This window comes from Sorangium sp. So ce1036 (assembly GCF_051369805.1).
Lineage (GTDB): Bacteria > Myxococcota_A > Polyangia > Polyangiales > Polyangiaceae > Sorangium > Sorangium cellulosum_F.
In genome coordinates this window covers 5,758,027-5,773,164 of the sequence record NZ_JBBMOX010000001.1, presented here as the reverse complement: position 1 = coordinate 5,773,164, position 15,138 = coordinate 5,758,027, and the positions used below count along the sequence as shown (strand labels likewise).

Sequence of the window (15,138 nt, the reverse complement as noted above, 5' to 3'; positions counted from 1 at the left end):
CGGTTCGTCAGATGCTCATCGCGTTCACGCGGGCCTTCGAGCGAGGCGACGTCGCCGCGCTGAGCGGTATGTTCGCTCACGACGACGCGCTCATCTTTTATGGCACGCACGACAGGCTGCATTTCACGCGCTGGACCGACGTCGAACGCTCGTTCCGGATGCAGAGCGAGCTCCTGAAGGATCTCGTGTGCGAGATCACCGGCGACATCCAGGTACGGCTCCTGGCCGGCGGCGCGGCGGCCTGCGCCGGGACGGCCGGCTTTGGCATTCACGCCACGATGGGCGGAGTGCGCTTCGAGCTGCCCGCGCTCCGGATGAGTTGCACGGTGGAGCGCGACGGCGCGACGTGGCGGTTCGTTCAACTCCACCTCTCCGCGTCGGACAGGCCGTTCCTCGACCGCGTGGGCCACGTCCTGGGGCGACAAACGGGTTGAAACCGCCTGAAAAGTGCAGAAATTCGAACCGCCAAGGCGCCATGGACGCCAAGGAGAGAATCAATTCTTGGCGTCCTTGGCGCCTTGGCGGTTGATCTCTCGCTTGGTCAACGTGATCGGTGCTCTAGAGGGCGCCTGCGCCCTCAAGAGTGCCTGAACTCTCGAGGGCGCCTGAGCGGGGCCATGGCTGCCGCGCGGGGAGGAGCGGGGCCCTGGGCGCGTGTCACGTGGAGGCGTCGGCCAGCTCGGCCAGGTCCCGCAGCGCCTTCTCGCTCCGGCGCAGCGCCTCCTCGGTCCGCTGGCGCTTCTGCGCCTCCTGCTCCAGCTCGCCGCGGAGCACGGTGTTCTGCAGCGCCAGGGCGGCCAGGAACTCCAGGAGGGAGAGCCGCCGCAGGATGAACGCCCCGTGGACCAGCCGGTTCTCCAGGTACAGCAGGCCGCCCACCTCGCCGGGGTTCTTCATGAGCGGCAGGCAGAGCACGGATTTCGGCCGCTCGCGCTCCAGGTACTCGTCCGTGGCGAAGGCGCTGCTCGCCCCCACGTCGCTGAGCAGCACCCGCTCCCGCGTCCGCTCGACATAGTGGATGATCGAGGTCGGCACGCGGGTCGCGAGCGGCGCGTCGCTCCGCTCGAACACCCGGATGCTCGTCCCGTCGCGGTCCACCACGGCCTCGGCCGCGAGCCGCAGGCCGTCCCCGGTGAGCAGCAGACAGCACCGCTCCGCCCCCTCGTGCTCGATGACCAGCCGCATGAGCGACTCCATCATCTCCCTCGGCGTCATGTCGCTGGAGAGCGACCGCGACACCTTCACGGCCGTCTGCGCGTCGATGGCGTCCGCGGCCATCGTCATGACGCCGCTGCTCGTCACGCGGTGCCGCTCCTGGTCCAGCACGAGCGCGTGCCGCTGCTCGAGCTGCCGCACCTTGGCGCTCGCGCCCCAGCGGGCGTACGCCGCCACCGCCTCCCGCAGGTACAGCCCGGGCAGGCCGGTGTAGCCGCGATCCAGGTAGAAGCGGGCGGCGAGCTCGCTCGCGAGGGCCTCCTGGTGGATGAACCGGCTCTCGCGGAAGGCCATGATCGCCCGATCGTAGAGCGCCGCCGCGTCCTCGGGCCTGCCCTCGACGCGCGCGCGCTCCGCCGCCACGAGCGCGTGCTTGCCGGCGAAGTTGTCGGGGCAGCTCTCGGCCCACGCGCGGAGCTGCGCCTCGTGGCCTTCGAGCGACCGCCGGAGCCCGGCCTGCTCCTCCGCCGCCGCGCCGGCGAAGCGCGCCGCCCGGGCGAGGGCACCATAATAATGAACCTCGGCCGCGAACAGGCTCCCGTCGCTCCCCGAGAGGTTGCGCTCCGACGCCTCCGCGGCCCGGGCCGCCCCCTCGTCGTTGCACGAGAGAACGTGCTGTGCGGTCTTCATGACGTGATAGACGAGCCGCACGCTCGGGAAGCTCTCCTTCTCGAGGCGGGCCTCGAACGCATGCTCGTCGAAGTCGTCCCCGCTCATCGTGTCGAGGTGGCGCGTCTGGCCCCGCAGCGCCTGGACGAAGCGCTGCATGCTCGTGATGGCGTCCGCCGCGAACATGATCTTCGCCTTGTTCGCATAATCGAGCCCGCTCACCGCGATCTTGTACGTCTCCTCGAGCGGGTCGCCCCGCACGAGCAGGTTCAGGGTGAGCTGGATGTTGCTGAAGCTCCCCCACGTCAGGTTCCCGACCTCGTTCGCCGCCTGGATGCTCGCGCGCTGGCACGCGATCCCGGTGTCGATATGGTGAGTCCAGATCGAGCACAGGCAGCCGTAGAGGTTGGCCACCTCGGGCTTGTAGGTGAGCGCGTTCAGCCTGTCGGTCAGATCGTAGCCCACCCGGCCGATCCGGTCGCCGTCCCGGTACGCGCCGAGCCGCATGCAGAGCGCCTTGCCGAGGCTCGTGTATCCGATGCCGGTGCTCTCCGCGTTGCCGTGGAGCAGGCTGAGCCGAACCATCTGGCAGACCAGGAGGTCGTTGAGGTTCGGATCCGTGTAGAACGACGAGGCGTACAGCACCGCCATGACGCCCATCGCCGCGACCCTCGGCGGCGACGTCATCCTCGGCTGACCCAGGATCTCGTCGGCCGCCCGGTCGCGGAGCGCGTCGCGGAGCGCCGTGATCTCCGCGACCACCTCGTCGTCGGGCGGCTGCCGCCGGAGCTTGATGCCGAGCAGCTCGAGGCACTCCAGCCCGACGCCGATGCACGCGTCGTGCTCCGAACGCGCCGTGTGGTTCTGCATCAGCACGCGGTAGGCCGCCGCCTTGTCGAGCTGCGTCCGCGCGCGCCCGAGCAGCATCGAGCACAGCGCGATCGACCGGTCGAACTCCCCGTTCACGCACGCGCACTCGGCGAGCTCCAGGTGGAGCGAGAAGGCGAGCAGGTCGTGCTCGCCCGCCCAGTCGTCCTCCCCGATGAGCGCCGCGCCCGCGGAGAAGTAGGCCACCGCGGAGCCGTAGGCCCCGGAGGACTTCGCCTTCCGGCCGGCGCGCAGGTTCAGCTCCGCCGCCCTGCGCCGCTCGCCCGCGTCGGTGATGAGCGCCGCGCCGATGTTGAGCTGGTGCGTGATCTCGAACAGCCGGTCGTCCAGCGCCTCCTCGGGCGTCTGGACCAGGAGCAGGCGCCCGATGCGGAGGTGCGTCTCGGCGTGCTTGCCCTCGCGGATGAGCAGGTAGGCGGCCTGCTGCACGCGGTCGTGGAGGAACTTGTAGGTGCCGCCCCGGCGCGCCACGAGCCCCTCGCGGATGGCCGGGGTGATGGCGGTGTGCGTCGCCTGCGTCGACTCGCCGTACATGGCCGAGAGGACCTCGGCGTCGAAGCGGGCCCCGAGGCACGCGGCGAGGGAGAGGACCCGCTGCGTCTCGCCGTCGAGCCGCCGCATGCGGGTCAGCACCAGATCCACCACGTTGTCGGTCAGGTCCTGCGCGGCGATCGCCTCGATGTCCCAGCACCAGACGGCGCTCGTGGCGTCGACCCAGACCAGCTTCTGGCGGTAGAGCTCCATCAGGAACTGGCCCACGAAGAACGGGTTGCCGCCCGTCCGCTGGACGAGCAGCCGGGTGAGCGGCGCCGCGTGCACCTCGTCGCAGCGGAACGTGTCCATGACGAGCTCGAGGACGTTCTCCTGGGGCAGCGGCTCCAGGCTGAGCGTCGAGACGCGCGCGCCGGTCGTGTGGAGCTGCCGGAGCACCTCCATGAGCGGGTGCGACGGGCTCACCTCGTTGTCGCGGTACGCCCCGATCACGAGCAGGTGCCGCTTCTCGGGCGACGCGACGATGTCGCGGAGCAGCTTCAGGCTCGCCGGATCCGCCCACTGCAGGTCGTCCACGAACAGCACGAGCGGGTGCCGCTTGCGGGCGACCACGCCGAGGAACGCGTGGAACACGCGGACCAGGCGGCGCCGCGCCTCGTTCGGCGCGAGCTCGGGGACCGCGGGCTGCTCGCCGAGGATCAGCGAGAGCTGCGGGACGACGTCGATGATGAGCTGCCCCTCCTGGCCGAGCGCCTCCTGCAGCCGGTGCTTCCACACGGCGAGCGACTGCGGGCTCTCGGTCAGGAGCTGCCGGACGAGCTCCCCGAACGCCTGGGCGATGGTGCGGTAGGGGATGTCGCGCTGGAGCTGCTCGAACTTCCCCGCGATGAACGCCCCGTGCTCGCGGACGATCGGCTCCTGCACCTCCTTCACGAGGGAGGTCTTCCCGACGCCCGAGTAGCCGGCGACGAGCACGAGCTCGGCGGTGCCCGTCACGACCATGCGCTCGAACGCCTCGAGCAGGAGCGCGCGCTCGCGCTTCCTGCCGTAGAGCTTCCTCGGGAGCTGCAGCCGGTCCGGGATGTCCGACGTCCCGAGCGGGAACGAGTCGATCATCCCGAGCTCCTCCAGCTCGGTGAGGCACATCTGGAGGTCCGACCAGAGCCCGAGCGCGGTCTGATACCGCTCCTCCGGCGCCTTCGCGAGGAGCTTCATCACGATCTCGGCCACGATCCTCGGGGCGCTCGTCGCCACGTCCGCGAGCGGCGCCGGGGCCCGCGCGATGTGGGCGTGCGCCCACCCGGGCGCGTCCTCCGCCTCGAGCGGCAGCTTGCCGGAGAGCAGCTCGTACAGCGTGACGCCGAGCGAGTAGAGATCGGCCCGCTCGTCGATCGGCCAGTCGACGCGCCCCGTCCGCTCCGGCGCGATGTAGGGGAGCGACGCCGGGTTGATCTTCGTCTCGTCCGAGAAGCCCAGATCGCCGCGCGCCGCAGCCAGCCCGCCCTCGAGCGTGACCTCCCCCGTCTCCGGGTGCGCGGAGACGTTCGCGGGGCGGATGTCCAGGTGAAGGACGCCTGATTTATGTAGCTTGAGCAGCGCCGATGCGATCTGCACCGCGTGCGACAGAAACGGACGGAGATCCATGGGAGCCCTGGTGATCGCCGACAGGACGATCCTGTCTGGACGGTACTAGAAGCAGGATCCCTGTCAATCTTTCCTCCAGCGGCGCGGCGCGCCGCCCCGCTCGGCGTGCCGTCACGACGCGTCGGGGATCCTTGTCGTGTGGTGCACGAGCGCCCTCCATTGCCCGTCCTGAATTTCCCAGATCGCGGTGAAGGCGATGGTGTTATCGAGCTTGACGCCGCCCTTGAGCTCGGTGTGTGCGCGGTAGATCCCGCTCACGATGGCGACATCTTCCTTGACGATGCGCACGTCACAGTGCCTGATCTCCTGCGTGTAGCTCAGCATGCTGTCGATCAGCTCCAGGTACTCGGCCTTCCCGCGGGGCACCCCGTTGTAATCGATATATCTCCATTCATCGCTCAGGTGGCGATCGAGGAAGCCGTAGTCCTTGACGGCCCCCACCGCCTTCGTCCACGCCTTGAGCAGCGAGACGTGCTCCTCCCTTGCCTGCTCCGCGGTGATCTTCGACATCCTCCACCTCCGCTCCCGGCTCGGCCGGGCCCGGGCTGGGCCCGGACCGGGGTCGAGCCCGCGAGATCGCGCGGGGGCGTCGCCGTCGCCCCGTGAGCCCCATCGTAGAGAGCCCGCCGGCGCCCCGTCAACATCAGCCCTCGCGTCCCAGGGCCCCGAGGGCCGCGCGCACGTGATCCGCCATGACCTGCACGTTCGGCGGCAGATTCATGGTGATGTGATTGCCCGGGACCTCGTGAACGGTGAGCTCGCCCTGGATCAGATCGCGCCACCCCTGCGCCGGGTTGTCCACGGTCATGGGGTCGCGCTCGCTCGCCTGGAAGAAGAGCGCGTCGCCCGGGTAGGGGCGGGCGACATAGCGCAGGAGCGCTTGCAGGTTGGCGGTGACGATCTTGCGGAAGGTGGCGAGCTCCTGGAGCGCGAGCTTCGGAAACATCCTGGAGACGCCCTTCTTGCGCCGGAGCACGTGGAGCAGCCGCTCGTCGGGGGAGAGGTGCCGCAGCTCCTCCTCGGGGACAGGCTCGCTCGGATCGCCGCTGATGAGGTAAGCGAGGCGCTCGGGGCTGTCGAGATCCTCCGGGAACACCGCCGTGGGCGCCGGCGTGTCGATCATCATGAGCAGCGCGACGCGCTCGCCCCCGGAGATGAGCTGGTGCGCCATCTCGAACGCGACGACGCCGCCGAACGACGACCCGCCGAGCATGTACGGGCCCTCCGGCTGGATGTGCCGCCGCACCGCCTCGAGGTAGCGCGCGGCCATCTCCTCGACCCGGGTGAGCGGCGGCGCCTTGCCCTCGATGCCCTGCGCCTGCAGCCCGTACACGGGCTGCGCCGGGTCCAGGCAGGTGGCGAGATCGTGGTAGAAGTACACGTGCCCGCCGACCGGGTGCATCAGGAAGAGCGGCCGCCCGGCGCCGGGCTTGATCTGCACGAGCGAGGCGGGCAAGAGGCGCGCGGGGGAGCGCCGCGACAGCGACGTCGAGGAGGGCGAGTCGGACTGCGCGATGAGCTCGGCCAACGTCGCCACCGTCCGGGCGTTCAGCAGGCTGTGGCCGGGCAGGTCCATGTTCACGACGTTGCGCAGCCGGGAGATGAGCTGCACCGCGAGCAGCGAGTCGCCCCCGAGCGCGAAGAAGTCGTCGTGGACGCCGATCCGCTCGATGCCGAACAGCTTCTCCCACGTCTCGGCGATGACGCGCTCGAGCGGATCGCGCGGCGCCACGTAGGTCGTGTCGAGGTCGGGCCGCGGGTGCACCGACCTCGGGATGCCCTCGGACTCGGCCTCCCTCGAGGGCGGCGCGGCCGAGCTGGGCGTCCTGCGGCTCCTCGGCTGCGCGTCGCGCCGCGTGACCACGACGTGGGGCGTGGGGCTCGTCAGGATGCGCAGGAACGCGTCGAGCGCCTCGTCGCGCGACAGGCCGTCCTCGGTGGACGGCGCGCCGCCCTCCTCGGCCTCGCGCTCGCCCTGCGGTGCGTCCGGCCGCTGCCAGGCGTCCCAGTCGATCGCGATCGTGAGCGGGCCGTCGCCGGCGGCCCGCCGCTGCGCGAAGGCGTCGAGGAAGGCGGTCGCGGCGTGCTGGCCCGAGAGGCCCGCCCCGCGGGCGCCCGCCGTCCGCGCGGCGCACAGCGCCACGAAATCGGGCCGGAGCCCCCGGAGCGCCTCGTCGAGGACGAGCGCGCCCGCGAGCTTCGGGGCGAGGAGCGCCTCGCCCTCGGCCCGCGTCAGGCGCGGGAGCGGCACGTCGCGGCCCGCGCCGGCCGCGTGGATCACGCCGTCGACGCGCCCGAAGCGCTCGATCGCCTGCGCCACCGCGCCCCGCATCTCCTCGAGCTGCGTGACGTCCGCCGTCAGGACCAGGACCTCGGCGCCGAGCCGCTCCATCTCGATCACCGCGCGCATCTTGCGGCGCTGCGCGGCGAGCGACGAGGCCTTGAGCAGGTCGTCCCACGCCTCGCGGGGCGGGAGCGGCGTGCGGCCCGTGAGGACGAGCTTCGCGCGCGCGATCTTCGCGAGGTGCTGCGCGAGCGTGGACCCGACGACGCCGAGCCCGCCGGCGATCAGGTACACGCCGCCCTCGCGGAGGCGCGGCGGCAGGCCCTCCGCGCGGTCCATGCGCGCGGGCTCGAAGACCCGGACCCAGCGCTCCCCGTTGCGGTAGGCGACGACCTGCTCGGTCTGGTCCAGCGTGACCTCGGCGAGGAGCTGGTCGATGAGCCGGCCCTCCTGGAGCGTGCGCGGTTCCGGCAGGTCGATGTCGACGCTGATGCACGAGATGTTCGGGTACGCCCTCGGGATCGCCTCGACCGCGCCGAGCAGCGTGGCCTTCTCGGGGCAGAGCACGGCCGCGTCGGTCACCTTCTGCATGTGGCTCGTCACGACGCCGAGCCGCACCTCGTCGCGGAGCCCCGCGTCGCTGATCCCCTGGGCCAGCGCGATGAGGCCGAAGAACCCGAGCCGCTGGGCCGCCTCGAGGCGGCCCGCGTCGAGCGGCGCGCGCGGGGGCTTCGACACGCCCCACAGGAACATGATCCGGGAGGGGGAGACGCCCGCGGCGCGGAGCGCGCCGAACAGGGCCGCGTGATCCGCGCGGCTCGCGGGGTCGACGGTGAACTCGCCGTCGCCCGCCGCGGCGAAGCCGCCCCCCGGCCGCACCGTGATGACCCGGTAGCCGTCCCGGCGGAGCCGCATCTCCATCCGGGCGCCCAGCCCGTAGTCGTCCGCGAAGACGATGCAGCTCCGGGTGCCGGGCGGCCGCGCCGACGACTTCATCGACCCCGACAGCACCGAGCGCCGCCAGGCGAGCAGGTGGAGCAGGCCGGCCGGCTCGGGCGCGCTGCGCTGCGGCCGCCGCGGGGAGCTCGCGGGGCTCGCGGCGGGGAGCGCCGGCGGATCGATCCAGTACCGCTTCCGCTCGAACGGGTAGGTCGGCAGCGGCACGCGCCGCCGGGGCTCGTGGGTGTAGAAGCCCGACCAGTCGATGCGGACGCCGGAGAGCCAGAGCTGGCCCAGGGTCTCCAGCAGGAACCCGATGTCGGACTGGCGGTGGTGCACGTGCCGGATCGACGAGAGCATCACCCGGCGGGCGCCGCGGGCCGGGTGGTGCTTGGCCAGGGTCGAGAGCACCCGGCCCGGGCCGACCTCGAGGAGCGCGCGCGTCGGATCCGCGAGCACCTCGCCGAGGCCCGCCATGAAGCGCACCGGCTCGCGCACGTGCCTCGCCCAGTACTCGGGGCTCTGCGCGTCGGCCGCGGAGAGCCAGGTGCCGGTGACGTTCGACGCGAGCGGGATCTTCGGGGCGCTCGGCCGGGCGCGCGCGACGACCTCGGTGAACGCGGCGAGCATCGGCTCCATCATCCGCGAGTGGAACGCGTGCGACGTCTGCAGGCGCTGGCACTCCAGCGCGCGCTCGTCGAACAGCCGGTCCGAGAGCGCCTCGATCGCGTCCTCGGGCCCGGCCACCACGCAGGCGGACGGCCCGTTGACGGCCGCGAGCGAGAGCGCGCCGCCCCCCTCGTCGAGCAGCGGCAGCACCTCGTCCTCGGGCAGCGGGACGGCGAGCATCGCGCCCGGCGGCATCTCCTGCATCAGCCTCCCGCGCCGGGCGACGATCCGGAGCGCGTCCTCCAGCGCGAAGACGCCCGCGAGGCAGGCCGCGACGTACTCGCCGAGGCTGTGGCCGATCACCGCCGCCGGCCGGACGCCCCACTCCATCCAGAGCGTGGCCAGCGCGTACTCGATCACGAAGAGCGCCGGCTGCGCGAAGCGGGTCTGCCTGAGCAGCTCCGCGGCCGCGTCCTCGCGCCCCGGGGGCGGGTAGAGCACCTCGCGCAGGTCGAGCCCGAGCTCCGCCTGGAGCATGGCCGCGCAGAGGTCGACGCCGGCGCAGAACGTGGGCTCCCGCTCGTACAGCTCCCGCGCCATGCCGACGTACTGCGTGCCCTGGCCGGGGAACATGAATACGACCGGGCGATCGACGGCCTCCTCGACGTGGGCGAGCACCCGCCGCTCCCCGAGCGTCGACAGGAGGCTCACCGCCTCCTCCGCGTCGTCGCAGACGAGCATGCGCCGGTGCGGGAACGTCCTGCGGCCGACCTGCAGCGTGAACGCGACGTCCGGCAGGCTGACGTCGGGGTTCTCCTTGAGGTGCCCGACGAGGCTCGCGGTGATCGCGTCGAGCGCGGTCCGTGTGCGGGCGGAGAGCAGGAGGAGCTGCCACGACCGCCCGCCGGGCGCGGCCGCCGCGTGGGGCGCCTCCTCGAGGATGGCGTGGGCGTTGGTGCCGCCGATGCCGAACGAGCTCACGCCGGCGCGGCGCGGCCCCTCGCCGGGCTCCCAGTCCGCGAGCGTCGCGTTCACGTAGAACGGGCTGCTCGCGAAGTCGATCTCCGGGTTCGGCGTCCTGAAGTGCAGCGTGGCCGGGATCTGCCGGTGGCGGAGCGCCTGGACGACCTTGATCACGCCGGTGATGCCGGCCGCGGCGTCGAGGTGACCGACGTTCGGCTTGACCGAGCCGAGCGCGCACCAGCCCTTGCGCTGGCTGCGGGACCGGGCGCGGAACGCCCGGGTGAGCGCCGCCACCTCGATGGGATCGCCGAGGCGCGTGCCCGTGCCGTGGGCCTCCACGTAGGAGATCGTCTCAGGGTCTGTGTTCGCCATCGCCAGCGCCTGCGCGATGGCCAGCGCCTGCCCCTCCACGCCCGGCGCGGTGAACCCGATCTTGCCCGAGCCGTCGTTGTTGACGGCCGAGCCCCGGATCACCGCCTCGATGTGATCGCCGCTGTCGAGGGCGTCCTCGAGCCTGCGCAGCACGATGACGCCCGCGCCGTTGCCGACGACGGTCCCTTGCGCCTCGGCGTCGAACGTGCGGCAGCGCCCGTCGGGCGAGAGGATCATGCCGTGCCGGTACAGGTAGCCCGAGCGCGTGGGGACGTGGATGGCCACGCCGCCGGCCAGCGCCATGTCGCACTGGTACGTGAGCAGCGCCTGGCAGGCCATGTGGACGGCCACGAGCGAGGTGGAACAGGCGGTCTGGACCGCGACGCTCGGCCCCCGGAGGTTCAGCTTGTAGGACGTCCGCGTGGCCAGGAAGTCCTTGTCGTTGGCGACGTAGACTTGATAGTCCATCGCCTTCCTGAGCTCGTGGTTCGGGTAGAGGTTGTTGAGGAAGTACGTGTCGTGCCCGCTGGCGCCCGCGTACACGCCGATCGTCCCCTTGAACGCCTCGGGGTTGTACCCGGCGTGCTCGAGCGCCTCCCACGCGCACTCCAGGAAGCAGCGGTGCTGCGGATCCAGGATCTCGGCCTCCCGCGGGGTCATCCCGAAGAACGCCGCGTCGAACCACTCCACGTCGTCGAGCACGGCCCGCGCGCGGACGTAGCTCGAGTCCGAGGCCACCTCCGGGGGCACGCCGGCCCCGGCGAGGTCCTCATCCGAGAGCGCGACGATCGACTCGACGCCGTCGCGCAGGTTCTGCCAGAACGCGTCGACGCTCTTCGCGCCCGGGAAGCGCCCGGCCATCCCGATGATCGCGATCTGGTCCTCCGGGACCGGCTGATCAAGCGGATCCATTCTGCCTGCTCTTCGCCACCTGCTTCTTTCGTTTCAGGATCGCCCGCTGCTTCAGCGCCCGCGCGTCGGCCTCGGAGAGCTCGCTCCCGCCCCCGTCCCCGCCGCCGCTCCCGCCCCCGTCCCCGCCGCCGCTCTCGCCGTCGCGGCTGCTGCTCGCGAGGAACGCGGCGAGGTCGATGACCGTCGGGCGCGCGAAGAGGTCGGTGATGGAGAGATCGCTGCCGAACGACTCGCGGACGCGCTCGTGGAGGCGCGTCAGGAGCAGCGAGTGGCCGCCCAGATCGAAGAAGTTGTCGTGCACGCTCACGCGATCGATGCCGAGGACGTCTTGCCATATCGCGATGAGCCGCTCCTCGAGTGGGCTCCGCGGCGCCACCGCCGGCGCGTCCTCGGATCGGAGCACCTTGATCGGCCTGTCCGGCACCCGGCGGACCCGATCGCCGGCCCGGTCCTGCGGCCCTTCCGACCCGGGGCCGGCCGGGGCGGCGCCCCACGCGCCGAGCGCGCAGCGCTCATCGGGCGTGAGGAGCGGCAGCGCGGAGAGGCGGAGATCGGCGTCGCGCGCCGCGCCCTCGAGCAGGCTCTCGTAATGGCCCGCCATCCGCTCGATGGTGTGCGCGTCGAACAGCGCGGTGCTGTACTCGATGCGCCCGATGATGCCGTCCTCGCGCTCGTCGAGCTCCAGCGTCAGATCGAGCTTCGACGCGCCCGTGTCCACGTCGAGCTGGCTCAGGGTCCAGCCCGGATCGAGCGCCGGCACGGGCGGCTCCAGCACGAACGCGACCTGGAACAGCGGGTTCTGGCCGGGGATCCGCTTCGGCTGGAGCGCCTGCACGACGGCGGCGAACGGCACGTCCTGGTGCGAGAGCGCGGCCTGGCTCACCGCCCGCACGCGGCCGAGGAGCTGCCGGAACGTGGGATCCCCGCGCAGGTCGGTGCGCAGCACGAGCGTGTTCAGGAAGAAGCCGAGGAGGTCCTCGGTCTCCGGCGGGTTCCGGCACGACGCGGACGTGCCCACGACGATCTCGTCCTGGCGCGCGTACCGGTGGAGCATCGCCTTGAACGCCGAGAGCAGGACCACGAAGAGCGTGACACCCTCCTCCCGGGCCAGCGCCTTCAGCCGCAGGGTGAGCTCCCGGGGCAGGGCGAGGCGATGGCGGGCCCCGCCGAGGCTCGGGGCGGCCGGGCGCGGCCTGTCCGTCGGTAGCTCCAGGGTGGGCAGGTCGGCGAGCTGCCGTCGCCAGTACTCGAGCTGCGGCTCCGTCGCGCCGCTCTGCTGCTGCTCTCGCTGCCAGACCGCGTAATCGGCGTAGTGGATCGCGCGGTCGGGCAGCGGCGACGGCCTGCCCGCGGCGAACGCCCGGTAGAGCGCGAGCAGCTCGCGCGGGAGCACGTCGAAGAGGGAGATTCCATCCATCAGGATGTGGTGCACCACCATGAACAGCGCGTGATCGGCCCCGTCGAGGCGGACCAGCGTGGCCCGGAAGAGCGGGCCGCGCGCGAGGTCGAAGGGGCGCCGGGCCTCGTCCGTGGCGAGCGCGACGGCGCGCTCCCACCGCGCCTCGGCCGGCAGCCCCGAGAGGTCGACGACCGGCAGATCGAACGGCGCCGGGGGCAGGATCTGCTGCACGGGCTCGCCGCCGACGACGGCGACGACGCTCCGCAGGATCTCGTGGCGGGCGAGGAGCTCCTCGAGCGCGCGCCCGAGGGCCGCGGCGTCGACGGGCCCGGAGAGGCGGAGGGAGAACGGCTCGTTGTAGAACAGCGCGCCCGGGTGGAGCGACGCGTGGAGCCAGATCTGCCGCTGCCCGTGCGAGAGGGGGATGGGCCGGTCGCGCGGCGCGGGCCGGATGGGCGCGGCGGACGCGCGCTGCTTCTGCCGGGGGAGCGACGCCACGGCGTCGGCCAGCGCGGCGACGGTGGGGGCCTCGAACAGGCTCTGGAGGGGGAGCTCGACGCCGAGCGCCTTGCGCAGCCGGGACAGCACCCGCGCGGCGAGCAGCGAGTGCGCCCCGAGGTCGAAGACGTCCTCGTGGACGCCGAGGTGCGCGACGCCGAGCGCCTCGGCCCACGCCGCGGCGATCGCGGCCTCGATCTGGTTGCGCGGCGCGACGAGGTCGCCGTCGCGATCGGGCCGGGCGGCGTCCGGCGGCGGGAGCGCCGCGCGGTCGACCTTGCCGCTGGGGCTCAGCGGCAGCGCGTCGAGCAGCACGAACGCCGACGGGATCATGGCCTCGGGGAGGCTCTTGCGGAGGAAGCTCCGCAGCGCGGGCACGGCGGCCCCGCGGTGGCCGGCCGGGCCGCCGGCGCGCGCGACGACGTAGGCGACGAGGCGGCCGTCGTGGGCCGCGGCCACGGCCGCGCGGACGTCGGGGTGGCGCCCGAGCGCGGCCTCGACCTCGCCGAGCTCGACGCGGTGGCCGCGGATCTTCACCTGGTGGTCGACGCGCCCGAGGAAGGCGAGGTCGCCGCCGGGCAGGCGGCGCACGAGGTCCCCCGTCCGGTAGAGCCGGGCGTTCGGGGAGGCGCTGAACGGATCCCGGACGAACCGGGCCGCGGTGAGCTCGGGCCGGCCCAGGTAGCCCCGGGCCAGGCCGGGGCCGCCGAGGTAGAGCTCGCCGGGCTCGCCGTCCGGGACCGGGCGCATGGCGTCGTCGAGCACGAGGCAGCGCGCGTTCCGGATCGGCTGGCCGATGGAGGGGGCGTCGCCGGGGTCCCGACCCACGTTGAACCCCTCGGCCATCGTGGCGCACACGGTGAACTCGGTGGGCCCGTAGGCGTTGATGAACCGGCGCCCCTCGGCCCAGCGCAGGGCGAGCTCGGCCGGGCAGGACTCCCCGGCGACGACGAGGGTCCGGAGCGCGGGCAGCGCGCGCTCCGCGCCGTCGGGGAAGGCGGCGAGCGAGGAGGGCGGGAAGGTCGCGATCGCCACCTCCTCGGCGCGCATCCGCTCGAGCAGCGCGGACCCGGGTATCCTCTCGGCCGGCGTCGCCATCACCAGGGTGCCTCCCCGGGCGAGGGCCATCGCGATCTCCCAGACCGACGCGTCGAAGCTGAGCGACGCGAACTGGAGCACCCGGGTGCCCGGCCCCACGTCGAACCGCTCGGCCAGCGCCCGGACGAGGTTGGCGAGGCCGCGGTGGGTGAGCAGCGTGCCCTTGGGCCTGCCCGTGGAGCCCGACGTGTAGATGACGTACGCGAGGTCGCAGGGGCCGGCGATCTCCGGGGGATCCTCGTCGCCGAGGCCCGCTGTGCGGTCGCGATCGTCGTCGAGGAGGACCACGCGCGCCGCGTGGCGCGGCAGCGACGGGAGCAGCCGCGCCTGGGTAAGGAGGAGGGGCGCCCCGGCGTCCTCGAGCATGAAGGCGACCCGCTCGCGCGGATAGGCGGGGTCGATCGGCACATAGGCGCCGCCGGCCTTGAGCACCGCGAGCAGGCCGACGAGGGCCTCCAGGGAGCGCTCCGCGCAGAGGGCGACGAGGACGTCAGGGCCGACACCGAGGCTCCGCAGGTGGTGCGCGAGCCGGTTCGCCCTTCGATTGAGCTCCTGGTACGTGAGCCGCTCGGGGCCGAACGACGCGGCGACGGCGCCTGGCGTTCGCCCGGCCTGGAGCGCGAACGTGCGATGGAAAGATGGGCCTGCAGCGCTTGTATCGTGACTTGTGTCGTGGTGGGTCATGTCGTGTGAGGTGACAGGAGTCTCTCCTGGGGCGGAAACCCGCCGTCGTGTGCGCGCCTGAGAGACGGCGCGGGGGTATCGCGCAATGGTTGCGCGATACCCGTCCCGAGAGCTCCGGAGTGACCTCCAGGCCGACCAAGCCGGTGACACCGTCGCACCCCGATGTCTCATGAGCGCGATCGGCACGGGAGCCGTGCTGGAGCGCATGGATCTCCACGCCTCGACGCGTGAGCCCATCGAGGCCGTGGCAGGGTGGCGGTCTGCGATGCGAGGCTATTCGCAGCGCATCTGATTTCACATATTCAAGGAATGAAGGTCAAGCGGGACGTACGGATTTTTGCGTGAAGGGACATGTGGTCGGGGTGCTGTGCAGGCGCTGCTTCATGGGCGATAGGCCCGAGGCGGGCAGTCCGGAGCCTGGCTCGAGAGGTCGCAAGTCGGCCGAAGGCGCGTCGCGCCCCGAGCAAATTTTGTGGATACGCAGGATCGATGTGGAGGGATGTCTCGATCCGGCCGCGGTTAGAGCACGCCG

5 protein-coding genes are annotated in these 15,138 nt (G+C 72.3%); 1 reads left to right on the top strand and 4 read right to left on the bottom strand.

Features of this window, described 5'->3' with window-relative positions; all coding sequences use genetic code 11:
• Positions 1–11 precede the first annotated feature (11 nt).
• On the top strand, positions 12–434 hold the full coding sequence (locus WMF31_RS21795; protein ID WP_436603796.1) for a nuclear transport factor 2 family protein: 423 nt from the start codon (positions 12–14) through the stop codon (positions 432–434).
• A 223-nt stretch (positions 435–657) separates the two neighbouring features.
• On the opposite strand, the gene WMF31_RS21790 is transcribed toward WMF31_RS21795, so the two are convergent.
• The 4 genes from WMF31_RS21790 to WMF31_RS21775 all read right to left on the bottom strand — a co-directional run bounded on the left by WMF31_RS21790 (position 658) and on the right by WMF31_RS21775 (position 14,606).
• A complete protein-coding gene (locus tag WMF31_RS21790; RefSeq protein ID WP_436603795.1) occupies positions 658–4,848 on the bottom strand; it encodes an AAA family ATPase in 4,191 nt (1,396 codons plus the stop codon).
• Between the two features lie 111 nt (positions 4,849–4,959).
• Entirely contained in the window at positions 4,960–5,358 is a 399-nt protein-coding gene (locus WMF31_RS21785; RefSeq protein WP_436603794.1) for a YybH family protein, read from the bottom strand.
• Positions 5,359–5,491: 133 nt separating this feature from the next.
• The gene (locus tag WMF31_RS21780) at positions 5,492–10,927 is read right to left on the bottom strand and encodes an SDR family NAD(P)-dependent oxidoreductase (protein ID WP_436603793.1); all 5,436 of its coding nucleotides are present in this window, start codon (positions 10,925–10,927) and stop codon (positions 5,492–5,494) included.
• Positions 10,914–14,606, bottom strand: a complete 3,693-nt coding sequence (locus WMF31_RS21775; RefSeq protein ID WP_436603792.1) for an amino acid adenylation domain-containing protein — start codon at positions 14,604–14,606, stop codon at positions 10,914–10,916. The genes WMF31_RS21780 and WMF31_RS21775 overlap by 14 nt, the downstream gene beginning before the upstream one ends.
• Between the last annotated feature and the right edge of the window lie 532 nt (positions 14,607–15,138).